Below are 19,800 nucleotides of genomic sequence, written 5' to 3' on the forward strand. Positions count from 1 at the left end.
ACAGGCGGCCGCCAATGCATGGAGCCACCCGTCTGCTGCTTTACACCGCGGGGCCATATGCCCCGCCAGCGTCCGCTTTATCGTTATCGGTATATGCGGCGGCTCAGGCCATTACCCGCTCATTGCGCTCGTCTTCAGACAGCGCAGAGAGTCCATCTTCCTCGGCGGCGACACCTTCAACGGTCTCCTCTTCCAGCATCGGGAACTCTTCGGAGAGCTCGGCCAGATCACCATCGTACAGATCGCTCTCACCTTCCACATCGTCTTCGTTCGGCAGCTTGAAGCCGGCAACGGAGTCGCGCAGGGCGGAGGCGGTCTGGGCCAGGTTACCAATCGACTGTGCGGTAGCTTGTGTACCGGCAGAAGTCTGCGAGGTAATTTCCTGAATCACGTTCATCGTGTTGGAGATGTGACCCGCGGACGAGGCCTGCTGGCGCGCCGCGTTGGAGATGTTCTGAATCAAGGAAGCGAGGTTGGTCGATACCGTTTCGATCTCTTCCAGGGCAACACCCGCATCCTGTGCCAGGCGTGCACCGCGCACCACCTCGGTGGTGGTGGATTCCATCGATACAACCGCTTCGTTGGTGTCCGACTGAATCGCTTTTACCAGACCTTCAATCTGTTTGGTTGCGGCAGCGGAACGCTCCGCAAGTCGCTGAACTTCGTCCGCAACCACCGCGAAGCCGCGGCCCGCATCACCCGCCATAGAGGCCTGAATCGCAGCGTTAAGTGCCAGAATGTTGGTCTGGTCGGCAATGTCGTTAATCAGGCTTACGATGTCACCAATCTCCTGGGAAGACTCACCCAGTCGCTTGATTCGCTTGGAGGTATCCTGAATCTGCTCGCGGATGGTATCCATGCCCTTGATGGTGTTCTGTACCACCTTGGCACCGTTACTCGCGATCTGTACCGAGCGTTCCGCTACCTGCGCCGATTCGGCGGCGTTGGCAGATACCTGGTCAATCGTTACCGCCATCTCGTTAACCGCCGCGGAGGCGCCGGCAATTTCCTGGGCCTGGTGCTCAGAGGCTTCGGCCAGGTGCAAGGCGGTCTGCTGGGTTTCCTGCGACAGCGAGGATACTTCCTGGGCCGCGCCGGTGATTCGAGATACCAGCACCCGCAGCTGGTCGATCGTGTAGTTGATGGAGTCCGCAATCGCACCGGTGAAGGCCTCGGTTACCGTTGCGGAGGTGGTCAGGTCACCGTCTGCGAGGTCGGCCAGTTCGTCCAGCAGCTGCATAATCGCCTGCTGGTTGCGCTCGTTGGTTTCGGACTCTTCCTTCAGGCTGCGGCGAGTACCGGAGAACGCGGTGATCATCATGCCGAAGATCAACAGTACGAACACACCGGCAATAATGAAGATGGTTTGCTGGTTTGGCTGACGCTCGTCGGACAGGTTCACGATGCGGTCGTTCAGGGTAGAAAGCGCTTCCAGCAGCTGCGGAGATGAGGTCGCAATACCGTCCGCCGCCTGGCGGGTGGCAAACAGGGCCGGAGTGGCTTCGAAGATTTCACGGACGGACGAGCTTACGAACTCGAACAGCTCAGTAATCTCTTCAAGGGATTCCCGGGCTTCGGTGTCAGTCACGCGGGAGATACCCATCACCACGTCACCGCCTTTCATACCCTCAACCACTTTACCGAACAGGCTCGCGTCGGTGTTGAACTGGTCGGCAGCAGATTCCGCGTCGTCACCACCCTGCAGCATCTTGTCGATGTTTCGACCGATACGCTCAGCGCGCCATACCTGCAGCTGGGCCTGCTCTACCTGGTTCGCCGGAGCGTTATTGGCCAGCAGGATTTCCACGATATTGTTGTGCTCTGCCTGCAGTTCCGGCAGCGAGTCGTTCAGGGTACTCGCCACGTCGTTCAGGAAGATGATCGAGTCCTTGTTACCAATAATGGTATCGGCCTGCTCACGCAGTTGGCGCCATACCTGGCCGTAGCTCGCCAGCTCCTGCTCCAGCGCGCGACGGCTGCCCGGATCCATGCCCTGCAGCTCGTTCCAGGTTGCGGCCATCTGGTTGACGGTGCGCTCAAGGTCGGCAAACGCCTGCTCGTCGCCGGCGGTCGCCGCCGGGGCGTAGGACACCAGCTGGTAGGACAGTGCGCGCAATTCCGCCACATCTTCCAGATATTCCTGGTCACGTTCGGCATGATTCTGCACCAACCAGATGCTGGCGATCAGCCCCACCAGTGTGGCGATTACCAGCAAACCCATAAACAGCGCGGCAGGGTTACTACGTAACGCGGAGAATGAACTCTGGGAGCCTGTTTTCATAATTTACTCCTGGCGGACCTGTGTGTGCCTCAGGCCAATTCTTGTTATTACCACTTAATTGAGACCCAGCGGCCTCATATCCCGTACTGCCCAGCGAAACGCGGGCACCCCCAAAAAATCAACTGCCACCGACAACGGTTTGCTCCTGCTTACTCAGGAAAATCCGCATCTGGCTAAGGTTTGACGCACAGCCGGCGCCACACCTCATTCGCCACCTGAATAAATTGGCAGCGCGCCCGAATTAACGGGCTTCAGAGAGCACAAAGCCGCCGCTCAGTGAGCCGCGGCATCTGCAAACTGAAAATCACTTAACAATGCCTGCAGGTCGAATACCAGCCATCGCTCCTGCTGCAACTGGAACTGGCCACTGACCATTGGCGCAAACGCCTCTACCAGATCGGAAGGCGGCATCTTGCCGTACTCCAGAGCCAGGTGCTGCATCCCGTGAAGCTCATCGACGATCAGGCCTGCATAGACTTTGTCGTACTCCACGACCAGCACACGGCGGCGCTGGCGAGCACTGCTTAGGTGGCCGCCAAAAAAGGCAGCCATATCGAAGAGAGGCAGCAGGCGGCCACGCACGTTGGCCACGCCACGCACCCAGGGCTGAGCCCCGGGAATGAAGGTGTACTGAGGGAGCTCCAGCAATTCCACCACGTCTTCCATGGAGGCAACAAAGCGGTGTCCCAGCAACGAAAATCCGATGCCCGTCCAGTAGGGTTTAACTTCCTGGCGGGCAGGCAGCCCCTGCGCCTGCGCCTTGGCACGATTGGCGATATCAACCAGAGCAAGATAAGGGGTTAGAGTTGAATGCACAGAGACTCAATGCCGGCCTCAGGCCAACACCTCCTCAATAGTGCCCAACAGCTTGCCCTCGTCGACCGGCTTGGTGAGGTATGCGCGCGCACCCTGGCGCATGCCCCACACCCGGTCAGTGTCCTGGTCTTTGGTGGTCACGATAACGATGGGAATACCGCTGGTCTGATCGCCCTTACTGAGCTGGCGAGTTGCCTGGAAGCCGTTCAGGCCCGGCATCACAATATCCATCAGAATGACATCGGGACGCTGTTCGCGAGCCACGTCCACGCCGTTCTCGCCATTGGTGGCAGTCAGCACGGCGTGACCATTCTTTTCCAGAATGGTGGTCAGCTTGTGAGTTTCGGTTGGCGAGTCATCTACGATAAGCACTCTGGCCATCTTTTCCCCCGAGATAGTGTGCCGCCCTGACCTTCTGTCACAGCCAGGCGGATTGTTGTTGGTACCGGCCGCACAGAGAATTGCTCGGCACGGCCACACGCTTTGTTATGTGCTGCTGACTTTCGCGGAATTCGTGTGCCACTACGGGCACACACCGAACAGGCGGCAGCAAGTCGCCATAGTCTACGCCATTTATGCAAAAGGTTTCACGCCCTAAGTGAGAACTATCTCTCAGGCGGCGTGGTGCGGCTTGGCATGGGCAGAGATCGCACCCAGCAGCTCGCTCTTGCTAAACGGCTTGGTGAGATACTGATCGCACCCGACAACGCGACCCTTGGCCTTGTCGAACAGGCCATCCTTACTGGACAGCATCACCACGGGTGTACTGCGGAATTCGCTGTTGTTCTTGATCAACGCGCAGGTCTGGTAACCATCCAGGCGCGGCATCATGATGTCTACAAAAATAATATCCGGACGCGAATCAGCGATCTTGGCCAATGCATCAAAGCCATCGGTGGCGGTGACAACCGCACAACCCGCTTTCTGCAGCAGCGTTTCCGCGGTGCGACGAATGGTTTTACTGTCGTCGATCACCATAACGGTGAGACTTTCCCAGTTGAGCTCCATAGTGTATTCCTGAATCCCCTTTACTTATTTTCGGGCGCCGGTGATTGTTTCGTTGTAACCGCGGCAGCGCCCTTATGTGCAACCTCATTACGGGGTCCGATCGTCGCAGCCATTGGCCACCGGCCAGCAGGCGCAGATCAGGGGGAAACTTTTATCACAGATACCAAAGTGAATCTAGCGACGGCCGACCCCGCAACCGAGGTCTGATCAAATTGTGAGCAAAGCCGCACTTCTGGCGCACCGCCCACCCCACACAGCGGCTTGCACATGGAGCCCGCTACTCTTACCTTACCCGGAATGACGACCGCACCACGGGCCACCGCCTCGCCCGCGCACCACCGTCAACCCGCCCCACCTTGAGAAATACGGATAACCGGTATGAGCCACACGCTCGGCGTGGTCATGGACCCAATCGCCAACATCAGCTACAAGAAAGACACCACCCTGGCACTGTTGCTGGCCGCCCAGCGCGCAGGATTCGAACTGCATTACTTCCTGCAGTCCGACCTGTACCTGGATGGCAGCGTGCCTATGGGTAACGGCTCGCGGCTTGAGGTGTTTGAGGACCCAAAGAACTGGTTCTCCCTGGGTGAGCGCAAACCCATGCACCTGGGCGACCTCGATGTACTGCTGATGCGGGTGGACCCTCCGTTCGACAACGAATATATCTACTCGACCTATATTCTCGAGGCCGCCGAGCGCGCCGGCACCCTGGTGGCCAACAAGCCCCAGTCCCTGCGCGACTGCAATGAAAAGATCTTCGCCACCCACTTCGCCGACTGCTGCCCGCCACTGATTGTCAGCCGCGATATGGCGCAACTGCGCGCGTTCCACGCCCAGCACCAAGACGTTATTTTCAAACCGCTCGACGGCATGGGCGGCACCGGCATCTTTCACGTCAAACCGGACGGCAGTAATATCGGCGCAATCCTGGAAACCCTGACGGACAATGGCAAGCGCCAGATCATGGGGCAGCGCTACCTGCCGGAAATCAAAGACGGCGACAAACGCATCCTGGTGGTTGATGGCGAGCCGGTACCCTATTGCCTGGCGCGCATCCCACAGGCCGGCGAAACCCGCGGCAACCTGGCCGCCGGCGGTCGCGGCGAAGCACGACCGCTGTCCGAGCGGGACCTCTGGATTGCCCGACAGGTCGGCCCGACGCTGAAGGAAAAGGGACTGCTGTTTGTGGGACTGGACGTGATCGGCGACTACCTCACCGAGGTCAACGTCACCAGCCCCACTTGCGTGCGTGAAATCGATACCGCCTACGGCACCGACATCGGCGGCCTATTGATGCGCGCGATCACAGACCGAATGGCACAAAAAGGGTAAACTGTTGCACTCCTGCCGGAGCCCGATGCGAGTAAACCTTTTCACAGCGCGGGGCCCCGGCGGTTTCACGGCAGTAGTAAAAGCAATAACCACAATGACCGCAGCAGCCAGCCAATCCCGCGCGGGAGGCACCAAACAAGCCTCGACCCCAGCGCCGACACCAGCATCGCCCGCCACTCAGGGGGATCGCTTCACCTTTGCCCTGTTCCTGGCTTGCGCCCTGCATGCGCTGCTGATTTTCGGTGTGGCGTTTACCGCTCCTGAAGCCAAAGAAGCCCCTCCCACCCTGGAGGTGACACTGGCACAGCACAGGTCACTCGACGCCCCGGAAGACGCGGACTACCTGGCCCAGCACAACCAGCAAGCCAGCGGCACTGCGGAAACCCCGAAAGAGCTTTCCACCGATCGCCAGGCAGAAATCGCCGACACCAGCATTCGCCAGGTCAGCCCGCTACCCCAGCAACAGGCCGCGCGCCCTGCAGATCAGCTGCGCCAGCTGATCACCACCATCGGCGACAGCCCGCAACAGGCCCCGGAGCTGCCCGCGGAAGACAAGCGCTCGGAAGAAAAGCGCGGTGATGCCCCCTCCGACCTGCCACCGACCAACCCCGAAATCGCCAGCCTGCAGGCGCGGCTCGACAAGATTCGCCAGACCATCGCGCAGCGCCCGCGTGTGCGCCGCCTCACTTCGGTCGCGACCAGGGCCTCTTCCGACGCGGCCTACCTGCACGACTGGCGGCAGAAAGTGGAAGCCGTCGGCAATGACAACTTCCCCGAAGAAGCGCTGGCGCGCCAGATCACCGGTGACCTGCGTATGATGGTGCGACTGCTGCCCACCGGCGCCGTGGAAGAGGTGGTCATCCTGGAATCCTCCGGCGAACGCATTCTCGACGACGCCGCCCAGCAGATCGTACGCCTGGCCGCGCCCTTTGCGCCCTTCCCCACGGAAATCCGCAAAGAGGCTGATCGCCTGGAAATCATCCGCACCTGGCGCTTTGAAATGACCGGTTTCTCCACCGCGGCCGGAAAGACACCCAGCCGCGGCTAAGCCCGTAGCGCGCTAAACTTAATCTCCATGTGCCAACCTCGTGTGCCCCATGCAGCCATCCAGTATCGACAGCGACCTCACCCACAACAGCCTGCGCGGGCAGTTTCTGATTGCCATGCCGGGCATGCAGGACCCCCGTTTTCACCAGGCCGTGGCTTTTGTCTGTGAGCACGGGGCCGATGGCTCCATGGGCATCGTGGTCAACGCGCCCAGCAAGGTGACCTGGAAAGAGGTGTTTGAGCAGCTGTCGCTGGACGACACCAGCCTCAGGGGCGACGAACCCGTACTGGTGGGTGGCCCGGTGGCACAGGAACAGGGCTTTGTGCTGCACGGGCGCGGCATGCAGTTCGCTTCCACGGCCGAGGTATCCGAGGACATCAGCCTCACCGCCTCCAAAGACATTATCGAATCCCTCGCCTGCGGCCGCGGCCCGGACGACGTCCTGCTGGCGCTGGGCTATGCCGGCTGGGGACCCGGGCAACTGGAAGAGGAGATCGCCGAGAACGCCTGGCTGACGCTCCCCGCCGAACCGGAAATCCTCTTCGCCACCCCCTGGGACAAGCGCTGGCAGACTGCCGCGGCCCGCCACGGTATTGACCTGGGTGGTATCGGCACCCAGTCCGGCCACGCCTGAGCCCCTCGCATGCGCAAACCTCTCACCGCCCTCGCCTTTGACTTCGGCACCCGCTCCATCGGCCTCGCCTATGGGCAGAGCCTCACCGGCAGTGCCCGCGAACTGGATCCACTGCCCGCCAAAGACGGCAAGCCCGACTGGGATCAGGTCCAGCGTATCGTCAAGGAGTGGCAGCCACAGCTGCTGCTGGTGGGCCTGCCACTCAACATGGATGGCAGCGAAAGTGAATTTGGCGTCCGCGCCCGTAAATTCGGCCAGCGCCTGCACGGCCGCCTCGGCCTGCCGGTGGAATACGCCGACGAGCGCCTCAGTACCCGCGCCGCCAAGGAGGAAGCCCGCGAGCGCGGCCACCGCGGCAACTACGCCAACCAGCCGGTGGATTCCATCGCAGCGCGCATCTTTCTAGAAGACTGGTTGCGGCAACACAGTACCGGTAACTAGCCAGTTCCCCCTCTCGAGCCGGCAAACTGGTAGAATTGCGCGGAAATTCCTATCGATCCCGTTCCGCGCATGACAGAAACCACCAAGACCACAATCACCACCGTCCGCATTGCCACGCGCGAAAGCGCCCTCGCTCTGTGGCAGGCCAATTACGTCAAGCAACAGCTGGAATTACACCACCCCGACCTCAACGTGGAACTGCTGCCACTTACCAGCCGCGGCGACCAACTGCTGGACATTCCCCTGAGCAAAGTGGGGGGCAAAGGCCTGTTCGTGAAAGAGCTGGAAAAAGCCATGCTCGAGGGACGCGCGGACATCGCCGTGCATTCAATGAAAGACGTGCCGATGGAATTCCCGGAAGGCCTCCACCTGCCGGTCATCTGCGAGCGCGAAGATCCTCGCGACGCCTTTGTGAGCAATCACTACGGCTCTATCGAAGAACTGCCGCAAGGTGCGGTGGTGGGCACTTCCAGCCTGCGCCGCCAGTGCCAGGTTCTGGCGCTGCGCCCGGACCTCGAAGTGAAGTTCCTGCGCGGCAACGTCAATACCCGCCTCGCCAAGCTGGATGCCGGCGACTATGACGCCATCATTCTCGCTGCCGCCGGGCTGTTGCGCCTTGAAATGCGCGACCGTATTGCCGCCTTTATCGCACCCGAAGTACTGCTTCCCGCTGGCGGCCAGGGTGCGGTGGGCATCGAATGCCGTCGCGACCCCGAGCTCGAGGCGCTGCTCGCGCCGCTGCATCACACCGACACCAGCCACCACCTGATCGCCGAGCGCGCCATGGTGCGCCGTCTCAATGGCAGCTGTCAGGTGCCCATCGGCTGTTATGCCATTTTTGCTGACGACGACAAGAGCCGGCTGTATGTGCGCGGCCTGGTTGGCAGTCCCGACGGCACCACCATGCTCAACAGCGATATCCACGGCGACGTCGCGGAAGCCGAGACCCTCGGCACCCGCCTCGCCGAACAGCTGCTCGAGGCCGGCGCCGACAAAATCCTCGCCGCGATCTGAAGCGCGCACCCTCGCCATGACCAGCCCCTGCGAGACGCTCGCCGGCCGCCGCATCCTGATCACCCGCCCCGCGCACCAGAGCGGCGGCTGGTGTGACCTGCTGCAGGCGGAAGGCGCGCTCACCGACTGCATCCCTATGCTGGATATCGTTCCCGTGGGTGCGGGCGAAGGGAGCCAGAGCGACACCCAGGCAATCAAAAACCTGATCCTGGATTTCGACCAGTTTGACCACGCCATCTTTGTCTCCCAGAACGCGGTGCAATACGGCTTCGACTGGCTGGATAATTACTGGCCGCAACTGCCACAGGGCCCGCGCTTTTATGCCATCGGCGCCGCTACCGCACGTGCCATTCGCGCGCGTGGCGCAGCCCCGGAGACCGGCAATACCGGCGGCGACGAACCCAGCACCATGGATTCGGAAGCCCTGCTGGCACTGCCGACATTGCAGCAACCTGCCGGCGAGCGGGTGATCATTTTCCGCGGCCAGGGCGGCCGCACGCTGATCGGTGACACGCTCATCGAGCGCGGCGCGCGCCTGGACTACTGCGAACTCTATCAGCGCGCGCTGCCCGCAGATGCCGTCGCAAAAATGCGCGCATATCATCACATCCCCGATGCAGTTACCGTGCACAGCGGCGAAACGCTGGAGAACCTGAACCGGGTCCTCGACACCAGTGGCCGCACCGCCTTGCGCCAAAGCCTTCTGATTTGCCCGAGCCCGCGCGTGGCGGATACTGCGCGCGCGCTCGGCTTCCCCCGCGTGTACGCCGCCAGCAACGCCGGCGACAGTGCCATGCTGGCGACATTGAAAGACGCTCTGGCCGCCGACCATTCCTGATTAAACGCCAGAGTCGGTAAAAAATTTCATTTCCGCGCCAGACTCCGTATAAAGAACCGCTGCAGTCGCTATAATTTGGCGACAAAATTTCTTTCAGCAATCGGGACCGCCTTCGCTGGCCCTATGCACGACCAGCCCTGTAATGACGAAACCGATAATGATAGAAACGCAGGTGTGACATGCACCCCGGCATCCATTCTGAGCAAGCGAGTCCATGAGCGATAAAAAAGCCCCGCCGCCGTCCACCCCGGGTAAAACCGATAACGCCAAAAGCGATGACAAAGACGTGCCGATGGTGACCCGCAAAGCCGAGCCCAAAAGCAATTTTGCCAAAGCCGCGGAAACACCCGGCAAGCGCGAAGGCAAAGCAGCAACCAAGTCAGGAGCGGGAAAGAAGCCACCCAAGGCCCGCACCACCAGTAAACGCCGCGGCTGGACCTGGTTCTGGCTACTGATACTGGTGCTAATTGCCGCCGCGGTCGCGGCCTGGTACCTGGTCCCCGGTGTCCGCCAGCAGGTGGGGCAGCAGCTGCAGTCCCTGCCGGTGATTGGCAAGCATTTCACGGGCATTGCCAGCAGTCCTGAGACAATCTCACCACCAACGCAGAACGCGGCAACGGCCCAGGGTAGCCCGAATACTCCTGCGCCAAGCCAACAGCAAGACACCGGCGCCGTCAGCGCTCAACCCGGCTCCGAGACCCCGCCAGAGCAGTCCGCACCCTCCGAGCAACCGGTGCGACAAGCCGATGAATCGCGACCCGCGACACCTGCGAACACCTCACCGGTTCCACCAAAGGACCAGAGTGCGCAACTGATCGGCGCACTGCGCCAGCAACTGTCCCAGCAAAACCAGCAGCTGTCCCAGCAGGGACAGACCATCCAGCAGCTCCAACAACAGCTCGCCGGCCTGCAGCGCAACGTCACCGCTCAGGGCAACCGCCTGAGCCAGCTCGGTAATGCCAGCCGCGAAGACTGGCAACTGGCCGAGGCCGATTACCTGTTGCGCCTTGCGAACCAGCGATTGATGCTCGAGCAGGACAGCCGCGCCGCTCTCGGCCTGCTACAGGAAGTGGACACCATCGTGCGCGATGTGGACCTGCCCGATCTTTACGGCGTGCGCCAGCAACTGGCGCGGGACGTCACCGCCCTCAAACTGGTGGAAAATGTGGACCGGGAAGGGCTCTACCTGCGGCTGCGCGCGCTGGAAGAACAGATGGTAAAACTCAATATCCAGCCCCAGTTCGACCTCGCCAAACGGGACGCCGCCGCAGCCCAGAACCAAGCGCAGACTGAGGACGTTGGCGAAGCCCATTTCCGCTCCAGCTGGGACAACTTCGTCGACTTCCTGAAAGGCTCGGTACGCATCCGCGACGGCGAAGTCGACCCGGTACTACTGTCTCCGCAGAGCGAAACCCGTTTCCGCCAGAGCTTGCGCCTGAACATGGAACAGGCCGAGCTGGCGGTATTGCGCGCGGACGAAACCGTCTACAAAGCCTCCCTGACCCAGGCCCGACAGCTACTGCTCGACTACGGCGTGGACAATCCCCAGCGCCAGGTGATCCTGCGCGAACTGGAAGAACTCAGCCAGGAGACCATCAAAACCGATCTGCCCAACCTCAGTGCCTCGCAGAGCGCGCTGCGCAGCTACATCGACCGGATGCACAAGGTCTCCTCCGGACAAGCGGACGACAGCGGTAACGGAGGCAGCTTCCAGTGAAACGCTTCCTTTTCTTTGCCCTGGTACTACTGCTCGGCGGCGCCCTGCTCGCCGAAGCCATGCGCTCCTATCCCGGATACTTACTGCTGACCGTAGGCGGTGATGCGGGCAAGCGTATTGAAATGAACCTGTGGGTGGCCGTAGGTGGCCTGGTGCTTGGCCTGCTTGCCCTGTTCCTCGCCATCTGGCTTTTGCGTAGTGTTGCCCGCGCCATTGAAGGCAGCGTCAGCCGGATTCGTTTTGGCCGCAGCCGCATGGCGCGCAGGCGCCTGACCAACGGCCTGGTGGAGTATATGGAGGGCAACTGGGCCCGCGCCCGCCGGCTCTTGCTAAAAAGCGCCGCGCGCTCCGACGCCCCCATCATCAACTACCTGGCCGCCGCCCGCAGCGCATTTGAACTTGGCTACCGCGACGAAGCCAACGAACTCCTGGCCAAGGCCGAGGCCACCGGCGATGACACCCAGCTTGCTGTCGCCATCAGCCAGGCGCGTATGCAGTTACTCGATAAACACTACGAACAGTGTATCGCCAGCCTGCAACGCGCCATGCAGGAAGAACCGAACCACCCCGCCCTGCTGCAATTGCTGCGCCAGGCTTACTACCATATCGGTGAATGGAATGGCCTCCGGGAACTGCTGCCGCGCCTGGAAAAATACGGCACCATGCCGGAATCCCAGCTGCAGCAACTGGAACTCGAGGTGTACCAGAACCTGCTGCGTGAGGCCGCCAATCGCAAGGACCGGGAAAAGCTTCGGGAAATCTGGCAAAGCCTCAATGGCCGCTGGCAGCGCAATATCGAGCTGCGCAACCTGTACGGGGAAATGCTGCACAAGGTAGATGACGACGTCGAAGCGGAAAAACACCTGCGCTGGATCCTGAACCGCGAATGGCGCGGTGATACCGTACGCCTCTACGGTCACCTCACCGGCGCCGACGCCAACCAGCAACTGGGCGTCGCCGATGGCTGGCAGAAAGAGTATGGAGAAAACGCCGACCTGCTGACCTGCCTGGGCCGCCTTTGCCTGCGCAATGAAATCTGGGGCAAGGCGAGACAATATTTTGAGAAGAGCCTGCTACTGCGCTCGGATCCCGTCACCTCCGCAGAGCTGGCGCGGCTCCTATATGCACTGGGAGAGAAAGAACAGGCTGCACGCCTCTATGAACAGGGCTTGCTACAGGCCGTCTCCGACTTGCCACAGCTTCCCTTGCCTGATGGGAACAGCAGCATGCTCAGTACCAAAGCGTCCTGAGCACTGCCACCGGGCGGCGCCAGCGATATAAAATGCGCAGCCCGGGCAACGCGGAACTACACCCGAAGCCACTCTTCTACTTAATTTCTCTAGGGATCATACCCGGCCTGGTCGGGAAACTTCCCATCAGCGGTAAAACACCGCCAACCAAATCGTGACCTGGTCCGGGGCAGTCCAGCTGACCCGGTGACGACAACCCGCGGGGATATTCAGGTAGTCCCCCGCTTCAAGCGCGACCTCGTTGACCGAAGACTCGTCGGAATCACCGGCGGCAGTTTCGAGGATCACGCGGGCAGCCCCCTGCAATACGATTACCCACTCGTGCTCTTGCTGGTCGTACCAGTCGCCCTCTGGCGTCTGTTGCCCTCGGGAGACAATGCGTTCGATTCTTACGCTGCCCGCGTGAACAAGCTCTTCAAACACCTCACCGGACAGCGCATCGGGCAACGCTGCGAACACGTTGCCATTATCCGTCAACGTCCGCGCCCCATCAGGCCAGCTGCCATTTCACCCGGCGCGTCCGCCCGGACCCAGCAGGAACCAGGCGATCAACCCGATAACCGGAAGAATCAGCACGATCAGCACCCAAACCAGCTTCTTGAGACCGCTCGCCGAACTCTGCACGATCTTTACGATGGCGTAGATATCCGCTATCAGAATCAGTAACCCTAGAATCCCTTCCATAGACCTGTCCTCTTGTGCCCTATTAACAGTAAGCACACAGTATAGATTGCGCCCGCATCATTCCACGCGCCGCCAGACCTCGTATTCAACCCTGACGTCACCGTCCCAGCGGGCGTTACGCCAGTAGCTTCCATCCAGCTCTGCCGTGAAGGCAAAGCGCGCACCCGGCTTCTCGCCAAAGGAATTGAATTTGAGCTGCTCCACATATTCCCCATCCACGAAGGAGTATGTACCCGTTCCCGACGCCCAGAACTTGTCCGCCTTCATCGAAGTAAAACTGAAATGTGTACCAGAGAGTATCTTCAATGACTCAAGGCCAATGGTGTCATAGGCAATCATTTCACCATGCTCATTGCGATATTCGCCGGAAACCAGCTCCCACACGCCCTCAAGATCGGCAGCCCTTACGTCCGCGGCCAGGAAAAAGCCGACCAACAAGAGACTAGAGATAAACCTCATATATAACCACCTAATTACAAACTTGTGCGATTGAAGAGCGTCGCGCGATTCAGGAAGAAGAGCCAACAACGAGTTCGCTCGTATTTTTGTTACTTAACCTTGAGAACACCAAGGACGAGACAAATAGCTCCCCCAACCATCCCAGCCCACGCCTCAATGGGGCTATTGCCACTTAGCGCTCGTCCAATCTGTGCGCTCGCAGAGTCATAAATGTTGTAACCCCAGAGCGCCAGTGCAACACCAACGACAATTAGTACAATCCCAATACTTTTATTCGTACTCATTCAAACTCCAGATAGTTTTCTACTAGCGGGTTGGCGCCCGGCGGGACTCAGGCACGCAATAAATTGCTCCGCCTTGGCATGCATTTTAACCATATTTTCCTGGCCCAGCTTGTGTGGACAAGACTTTGTTATACAAGTCGTGAGGAAACTTGAAGTGTGCATATATCAGCGCAAGCACCAAAAGGCCAAAGGAAACTACTCTGAAACTCGATGATGCCGCGTAAATTTGACCCAACACTAGCGATCCGATGGCAATTGCTGAAAGCGTATTAAAGAATCTCGATGATTTCTTATTGGAATATATTACTTTAGAAGACAGGATCTTATCCTGTATATTTCCACCGCATTTGGGACAAAGGAACCCTACTTTATACCCTTGATCAAATCCATCAACGGCCTCCACCGCATTGAAATTTTTATCACAAAGACAGCATTTGTATTTCATGATTTACCGTTATGGATAGTACTTAACGCTCGCGGCACAGGCGAGCAATTTGTTGCGAGTCCAGCGCACAAAGTGCGCGATTGTGTCGGCACTTGTTAAATGGCTATCAGCACCGCCCCTTAATATGCTTAATTAGATAATACGCCCACTTACCCAGCAACATTACTCCCGCGAATCCTGCGCAATAGGATAGATATAGCCATTCATATCCGGGCTTTAGGAATTCGGTAGTTCGCCCGACCCGATAAAGAACTTCAAAAATGATGCCCAAAAATAAAATACTAAATGCTAACGGGCTCATGGCTAAGGAAAAAATGAAAAACTTCTCTAATTTACGAAACATCTTTAAAGCTATATGACGCTCTAATAACCGGTAGCCAAAGCACATCATAGGCTGCCCGGCGCGCGTCTTTTGCGCGCGAAGTTAATTAGTTTGTTAGGCATACTATCCAACGAAATAGTCGAGAACATCAGAAATACGATTTTTGGGACAACGGTATACCTCCGTGTAATGACAGCGCCTGCAGGACACCGTAGTGAATTTAGAAGACTGAATATCAAACATTTTGGCGAGCCCACTGCCTGCGGCATGAAACTCTCCTATATCGTAGTTTTCATGGCCACACTTTGCACAAATATGCCTCATTTTCCCTTCGATCCTGAGCGCTGGATTTGGATTTGGCTGCGGTTCCGAGTCACGAATTTCAATCCACTTTTTGATCTCTTCAAACCGTTCCGGATATTCGCTTACATTTATCGAACAGTATGCTTGCTCCAGTTCATCTCTTGTGTATTTAGAATAATCAATTTTCATTTTCTGATGCCTGTAAATTGCCTAACGTTGCCATAACCGGCAGCCTGAGCATAGCGTAGGCTGTCCGGCGCCGCGAGACCCGAAGTTCATGGCCATGTTAAATATTTTCCCTGAGCAAGGTAACTTGCAAATCACCTCTGACCTTCTCCCCACTATAAAAGCGGCCAGTGCTTCCAATTTGTAACTCAGATAATTGAGCGCTAAAGGTATGAAAACCTTCTTTTTCAATTATGATGTAATTCTCCAACCCCGAGAATCCTTCATAAGGAGCGCAGTTCTCTACCTTAAAATCTTCCTCTACTGCAGAAGGATCAAAGCCATATCTCGCCAACACAGGATTTAGAGTGAGTTTTCCATTAGGGTCAGTGGAGCCTTCAACTGACCTTAGTCCAATGAAAGTATTCCACTCTTTTTTTGTTCTATCACCTTTTCGATCTAGCTTTACAATTCGAATTTTAGCTCCTTGAACCGGCTTGGCATTCGGCTCAATGAGAGAAATCTCTATAGGGGTCTCACTCTCTCCATCCCACGTAACCCCGCTGCAATCTTCAGCTGCGGAAATAATACTTATATGTGTGATAAAAAGTGCAGTAACTAGCTTAATTATTCTCATATATTTAACGCCGCCAGCAGGGGCAGATTAATTTGTGCGTTTTTTGCGCGAAAATGGGAGCGCAGCGACCCGCGCAAAACGTGCACAAGGTAAGCTGCCCCGCGGAGGGCCGCAGGCCTGGAGCGAATTGCCCGGCCTTGTTATGGCCTCCACCATGTGGCGATCAGGAATAAAAAAGACACCACTGACAGAACCTGTGCATAAAGCCTATATCTTGCAAATTTCTTGAGTCTTGAATCACCCATTTTATTCCATTCACTCTTTCTCATGAACTCTGCGTATTTTGTGAGCGAACTATCTCGTGACAAATCTTTAACAATTTGCGATTTTCCAAAAATTGGATACTTGGTAAATATTGATGGTGAGCCAAGTTCCTTGAATTTCATGGGGTGAGTCAGTTTTAACTGACTCAAGAAGCGACTGTGGCAGTACAGAGAAAATACTAATCCTATCCATACTGCAATGAAGGGTACTAAGTCAGTCATTTCTTATCGTGCCATAACGCCGCCAGCAGGGGCAGCCTACTTTGTGCGCTTTGATGCGCGATAATGGGAGCGAAGCGACCCGCGCAACAAAGTGTACAAAGTAGGGCGTCCCGCGGAGGGCCGAAGGCCCGGAACCTTGCTGCCTGGCATTGTTATAGGTTTGGTGGATCATTCTTCTCAGTAATGGAGAAATTCAAAAGCCTAACTCCAAATACAGACTTGGCTTGATTTTTTGACAAGTTAGCATTCCCAATAGAGAAACTTTCTCCATTAGAAATAATATTAGAGCCTCCATAGGGATATTCTTTCCCTAAAAATTCCAGCAAAGTGCTACAACTTGGAGTTTCAAATACAAGCGACTTGCCTTTATTCAACTTAAAAAATAAGCCCTCTTCAACTTTTTGACTCCATTTGAAGTACCAATCACCACCTCCACAGCTACGATCCACATATACGCACTGAACGGGTATAACTTTGGATTCACTGCCACTCGCGGTTTCGATTGAGGCAGAAAGCGAAAGATCATAGATCTTTTTTTCTGGAAATTGTTCAGAGTTTGTAGCGCAAGCTACTACTGTTGCTGTAGCCACACACCCACTTAATAAGAACGCTGGGACGAGTAGAAAGAGTTTTTTCATGCGTGACCTATAACGCCGCGCTCAGCCGCGGCTAACGTTGCGCACTTTATGCGCGATAATGGGAGCGAAGCGACCGCGCATAAAGTGCGCAACGTTAGGCGTCGGTCCGCAGCGCTTTGTTAGGAGTCTGCGCACTAATATAGCCGGACTCGAGCCTTAGATCGCCCTCGACAAAATCCAAACTAAACTCGGCGGTTGATACTTGACCGACTGAATCCACTATTTTCACATAGAACATATGGTCATCAAGCGCCCTACAAGTCGAGCCAACTTCAAATGACCAAGTGACATAAGGAGCTACAGCATATTCATTTCCCGACCATTTTTCGGCATTAATTGGGAGCTGGACCTCAGCACCCTCTTTATCAACAAATTTCGCGGTGACATCGACTCCATGCGGAGTCTGCACAATGAAAGTAGATCTATCTTCATTTAGAAAACCAACCGGAATAATTGGAGGCAGAGGTATTACTGGAGAAACTGCGATTGACTTAACTTCTTCAGGACAATTTACATGCACTCTGTAGTCAGACTTCCAATTTTCCTTAGTAACTATGCTTATTGATAGTCGATTATATTTCGAAGCTGCACTTACAGCACAACCAGATAGAGCTATAAAAGAAAGCACAACAAGTAAACGCGAAATCTTCAATGGGCCTCCTAACGCCGCAATCAGACGCGGCTTACTTTGTGCACTTTTTGTACAAAAATGGGAGTGCAGCGACCGTGCAAAAAGTGCACAAAGTAAGACGTCGGCTGCATTGCATGTTAGCTGTATCTCTCAGACTCGAAATCTGCGTTGGACCACGACTTGCCCATTTTGGGACTTTCTAACTTCCAGGTAGAAAAGACACAGCCGTACGACTGAGATACTTCACACATAAACTCTACCCAGGCAATGAAATCTGATTTTTCAAATTCGACTCCATAAGGGCGTGTAGTTCCAGTGAGTTGAAAATAGCCCTTTTCATCAGGCCCAGAAATATCTACCTCATAGTTTTCAGAGAGCTGCTTAGATTGCTTTTCTATGCTCTCTTTATCATTTCCAAAATGCTCGAAGTCTAGTGCAAAAATTGTATTGCCTGACACTCCATCTTGATGGAGTTGCTCCCAAGCCATTTTGGACTCATCAATCTTCCTATTTAGAATTCTCTCGTAGTACTCAGACCATATCTTTTGAGGATCTTCCATAACGTTCCTTCGGACAGCTAACGCCGCCAGCAGGGGCAGCTTACCTTGTGCGCGTTTTGCGCAAAAATGGGAGCGCAGCGACCCGCGCAAAATGTGCACAAGGTAAGCTGTCCCGCGGAGGGCCAGAGGCCCGGAGTATTCTGCCTAGCATTGTTAATTGGGACCGCGTGGCTTCGAACAGATACACACGTTTTCCTTCGCAGAGCAAACTTTGGTTAATGGCGGCTGGCACTGAACTGGAACATTTCGATCACCCACGAAAGATTCGTCATCTTCTTTGCCAGTTGACTCGAGTACAGCCTTAACGATTCTCTTGTCAGCCTCAAACCCCGCTTTCATACCAGAATGATCGTAGGTTTTTGTGTCTAGCACTGATTTATCACGGTTTTCAAAATCGTTAAATTTTTTATCGACGGCCATCCCGAGAACTGTACAACCAGGAAGGACTAAAGATATACATAGAATAAAAAAAACTGAAGATTTCATCTATACCCGAATTTACAATTAACGCCGCCGGCAGGGGCAGCTTACCTTGTGCGCGATTTGCGCAAAAATGGGAGCAAAGCGACCTGCGCAAAACGTGCACAAGGTAAGCTGTCCCGCGGAGGGCCGAAGGCCCGTAGCAAATTGCCCGGCCTTGTTATACGGCACTGCACTTCAACGTTTCCTGTCATCGCCCGCCTTCATAATATCGCGGATTAAATTTCCTGCAGTTAGCCACATTGACGCCCACATACATACCAATAAGCAAAGCAAGTACACAATCTCTGGTAGCTCTAATCCATGCGCAGAAGATAACCACTCACGAAGCATATAAACGCCGTAGCCAGAAATAATTATTGCAGGGACCGAGATAAAACAAGAAACGCCGATAACTCGCCATAAAGTTGGATTCGTAGATTCGCCTTTGACAATTTACTCAATTCTCTCGCAATGCCGTATAACGCCAAGCTTTGGGGCGGTCTGCGAAGCAGGCCGTCCCAGCAGCCGAAGGCTGCGACAACAGCGCCTTGTTAGGCATTTGCACGGAGTTTACTACGCAAACGATTTTGTGTGGTTTCATTACCGCTTCCCCACGCGTCAAAAAGCCCAAACCAGTACAGCCGTTCGTTTAATGTTAAGCCGCCAATATTGTCTATTGCGACACTTTTAAATTTTTGGAATTCAGAATGGAACTTGTTTGAGGCATCCGCTTCTTGGAACCAAACATTCCCATGCCATTTTCTAATTAAGTCAGTAAGCACCTCTATATCTTTATCATCTTGCTTCCACTCTCCCACGCAGTGCGAGAGATTCTCTCTCAAATCGCTTTCGGGAATGGAGTTTACTAACTCATCAAGATTCATTGAGATGCCTAACGCCGCCGGCAGGGGCAGTTTACCTTGTGCACGTTTTGCGAAAAAATGGGAGCGTAGCGACCTGCGCAAAACGTGCACAAGGTAAGCTGTCCCGCGGAGGGCCGAAGGCCCGAAGCAAACTGCCCGGCATTGTTATAAGTGGCCCACTACTTATGTTTGAAGTATTTATACAGCTCCACGAAAGAGGAACCAACGAGAAAAACAAACAACCCTAGCCATACAAGAAGGCTTTGCCAATAGGTACCCTCGCCAGGTGTTTTTACATGGGTTTCATGTGAGCGCCTTCCGACGGATTCCACTTCTCCTGATGTAAAACCGCTGATAAAAAACATTAACGGAAGCACGGCGATAGCAACGCACACTATGAAATTCAGAAAATGATTCGGCTTCTTCTCACTCATATCTTTATCTTACTTATAACGCGCACAGCAGGGGCGGCTTACCTTG

Annotated in this window: 24 protein-coding genes; 8 read left to right on the top strand and 16 right to left on the bottom strand. The window is 55.9% G+C overall.

Translation table 11 applies throughout. From position 1 onward, the window contains the following. Nucleotides 1-103 precede the first annotated feature (103 nt). The 4 genes from GTQ55_RS16620 to pilG all read right to left on the bottom strand — a co-directional run bounded on the left by GTQ55_RS16620 (nt 104) and on the right by pilG (nt 4,105). Complete coding sequence (locus GTQ55_RS16620; protein ID WP_161859735.1) at nt 104-2,281, bottom strand: methyl-accepting chemotaxis protein; 2,178 nt, start codon at nt 2,279-2,281, stop codon at nt 104-106. Between the two features lie 273 nt (nt 2,282-2,554). Continuing rightward, nucleotides 2,555-3,097: a chemotaxis protein CheW gene (locus tag GTQ55_RS16625; protein WP_161859736.1), complete on the bottom strand. Its 543-nt coding sequence runs from the start codon at nt 3,095-3,097 to the stop codon at nt 2,555-2,557. A gap of 18 nt (nt 3,098-3,115) precedes the next feature. Continuing rightward, nucleotides 3,116-3,478 (bottom strand): twitching motility response regulator PilH, encoded by a 363-nt coding sequence (gene pilH / locus GTQ55_RS16630; RefSeq protein WP_161859737.1) that lies wholly within the window; start codon nt 3,476-3,478, stop codon nt 3,116-3,118. A gap of 231 nt (nt 3,479-3,709) precedes the next feature. Further along, nucleotides 3,710-4,105 carry a twitching motility response regulator PilG gene (gene pilG / locus GTQ55_RS16635; protein WP_010132439.1) on the bottom strand — a complete coding sequence of 132 codons (396 nt, stop codon included), beginning with the start codon at nt 4,103-4,105 and terminating at the stop codon, nt 3,710-3,712. A 378-nt stretch (nt 4,106-4,483) separates the two neighbouring features. Between pilG and gshB the strand changes: the two genes are divergently transcribed. The 8 genes from gshB (at nt 4,484) to GTQ55_RS16675 (ending at nt 12,382) form a co-directional block, all read left to right on the top strand. Further along, on the top strand, nt 4,484-5,440 hold the full coding sequence (gene gshB / locus GTQ55_RS16640; protein WP_161859738.1) for a glutathione synthase: 957 nt from the start codon (nt 4,484-4,486) through the stop codon (nt 5,438-5,440). Between the two features lie 94 nt (nt 5,441-5,534). Next, nucleotides 5,535-6,488 (top strand): energy transducer TonB, encoded by a 954-nt coding sequence (locus GTQ55_RS16645; RefSeq protein WP_237567735.1) that lies wholly within the window; start codon nt 5,535-5,537, stop codon nt 6,486-6,488. Between the two features lie 49 nt (nt 6,489-6,537). Further along, the gene (locus GTQ55_RS16650) at nt 6,538-7,122 is read left to right on the top strand and encodes a YqgE/AlgH family protein (protein ID WP_161859739.1); all 585 of its coding nucleotides are present in this window, start codon (nt 6,538-6,540) and stop codon (nt 7,120-7,122) included. A gap of 9 nt (nt 7,123-7,131) precedes the next feature. Next, nucleotides 7,132-7,563, top strand: a complete 432-nt coding sequence (ruvX, locus tag GTQ55_RS16655; protein ID WP_161859740.1) for a Holliday junction resolvase RuvX — start codon at nt 7,132-7,134, stop codon at nt 7,561-7,563. Between the two features lie 69 nt (nt 7,564-7,632). Next, nucleotides 7,633-8,577, top strand: coding sequence for a hydroxymethylbilane synthase (gene hemC, locus GTQ55_RS16660; protein WP_161859741.1), 945 nt, complete (start codon nt 7,633-7,635; stop codon nt 8,575-8,577). A 16-nt stretch (nt 8,578-8,593) separates the two neighbouring features. After that, nucleotides 8,594-9,415 (top strand): uroporphyrinogen-III synthase, encoded by an 822-nt coding sequence (locus tag GTQ55_RS16665; protein ID WP_161859742.1) that lies wholly within the window; start codon nt 8,594-8,596, stop codon nt 9,413-9,415. Between the two features lie 214 nt (nt 9,416-9,629). Further along, nucleotides 9,630-11,132 carry a uroporphyrinogen-III C-methyltransferase gene (locus GTQ55_RS16670; RefSeq protein WP_161859743.1) on the top strand — a complete coding sequence of 501 codons (1,503 nt, stop codon included), beginning with the start codon at nt 9,630-9,632 and terminating at the stop codon, nt 11,130-11,132. Beyond that, on the top strand, nt 11,129-12,382 hold the full coding sequence (locus tag GTQ55_RS16675) for a heme biosynthesis protein HemY (protein ID WP_161859744.1): 1,254 nt from the start codon (nt 11,129-11,131) through the stop codon (nt 12,380-12,382). Before GTQ55_RS16670 ends, GTQ55_RS16675 begins: the two co-directional genes overlap by 4 nt. Nucleotides 12,383-12,508: 126 nt before the next feature. On the opposite strand, the gene GTQ55_RS16680 is transcribed toward GTQ55_RS16675, so the two are convergent. The 12 genes from GTQ55_RS16680 to GTQ55_RS16735 form a co-directional block, all read right to left on the bottom strand. Further along, a complete protein-coding gene (locus tag GTQ55_RS16680) occupies nt 12,509-12,841 on the bottom strand; it encodes a cupin domain-containing protein (protein ID WP_237567736.1) in 333 nt (110 codons plus the stop codon). A 48-nt stretch (nt 12,842-12,889) separates the two neighbouring features. Continuing rightward, nucleotides 12,890-13,066 (bottom strand): PLDc N-terminal domain-containing protein, encoded by a 177-nt coding sequence (locus tag GTQ55_RS16685; protein ID WP_161859746.1) that lies wholly within the window; start codon nt 13,064-13,066, stop codon nt 12,890-12,892. A 57-nt stretch (nt 13,067-13,123) separates the two neighbouring features. After that, nucleotides 13,124-13,525, bottom strand: a complete 402-nt coding sequence (locus GTQ55_RS16690; RefSeq protein WP_161859747.1) for a hypothetical protein — start codon at nt 13,523-13,525, stop codon at nt 13,124-13,126. A gap of 89 nt (nt 13,526-13,614) precedes the next feature. Then, nucleotides 13,615-13,809: a DUF3185 family protein gene (locus GTQ55_RS16695; protein ID WP_161859748.1), complete on the bottom strand. Its 195-nt coding sequence runs from the start codon at nt 13,807-13,809 to the stop codon at nt 13,615-13,617. Nucleotides 13,810-14,699: 890 nt separating this feature from the next. Continuing rightward, the gene (locus tag GTQ55_RS17805) at nt 14,700-15,068 is read right to left on the bottom strand and encodes a zinc ribbon domain-containing protein (protein ID WP_202620641.1); all 369 of its coding nucleotides are present in this window, start codon (nt 15,066-15,068) and stop codon (nt 14,700-14,702) included. A gap of 97 nt (nt 15,069-15,165) precedes the next feature. Next, entirely contained in the window at nt 15,166-15,681 is a 516-nt protein-coding gene (locus GTQ55_RS16705) for a hypothetical protein (RefSeq protein ID WP_161859749.1), read from the bottom strand. A gap of 140 nt (nt 15,682-15,821) precedes the next feature. Then, entirely contained in the window at nt 15,822-16,166 is a 345-nt protein-coding gene (locus GTQ55_RS16710) for a hypothetical protein (RefSeq protein ID WP_161859750.1), read from the bottom strand. Between the two features lie 152 nt (nt 16,167-16,318). Continuing rightward, on the bottom strand, nt 16,319-16,804 hold the full coding sequence (locus GTQ55_RS16715) for a hypothetical protein (RefSeq protein ID WP_161859751.1): 486 nt from the start codon (nt 16,802-16,804) through the stop codon (nt 16,319-16,321). 94 nt (nt 16,805-16,898) lie between these two features. After that, on the bottom strand, nt 16,899-17,456 hold the full coding sequence (locus GTQ55_RS16720) for a hypothetical protein (RefSeq protein ID WP_161859752.1): 558 nt from the start codon (nt 17,454-17,456) through the stop codon (nt 16,899-16,901). Between the two features lie 116 nt (nt 17,457-17,572). Beyond that, a complete protein-coding gene (locus GTQ55_RS16725) occupies nt 17,573-17,995 on the bottom strand; it encodes a hypothetical protein (RefSeq protein ID WP_161859753.1) in 423 nt (140 codons plus the stop codon). Between the two features lie 1,013 nt (nt 17,996-19,008). Next, nucleotides 19,009-19,341: a hypothetical protein gene (locus GTQ55_RS16730; RefSeq protein WP_161859754.1), complete on the bottom strand. Its 333-nt coding sequence runs from the start codon at nt 19,339-19,341 to the stop codon at nt 19,009-19,011. Nucleotides 19,342-19,499: 158 nt separating this feature from the next. Beyond that, nucleotides 19,500-19,754 carry a hypothetical protein gene (locus tag GTQ55_RS16735; RefSeq protein WP_161859755.1) on the bottom strand — a complete coding sequence of 85 codons (255 nt, stop codon included), beginning with the start codon at nt 19,752-19,754 and terminating at the stop codon, nt 19,500-19,502. Between the last annotated feature and the right edge of the window lie 46 nt (nt 19,755-19,800).

The sequence above is a fragment of the Microbulbifer hydrolyticus genome, assembly GCF_009931115.1.
Taxonomy (GTDB): Bacteria; Pseudomonadota; Gammaproteobacteria; order Pseudomonadales; family Cellvibrionaceae; genus Microbulbifer; species Microbulbifer hydrolyticus.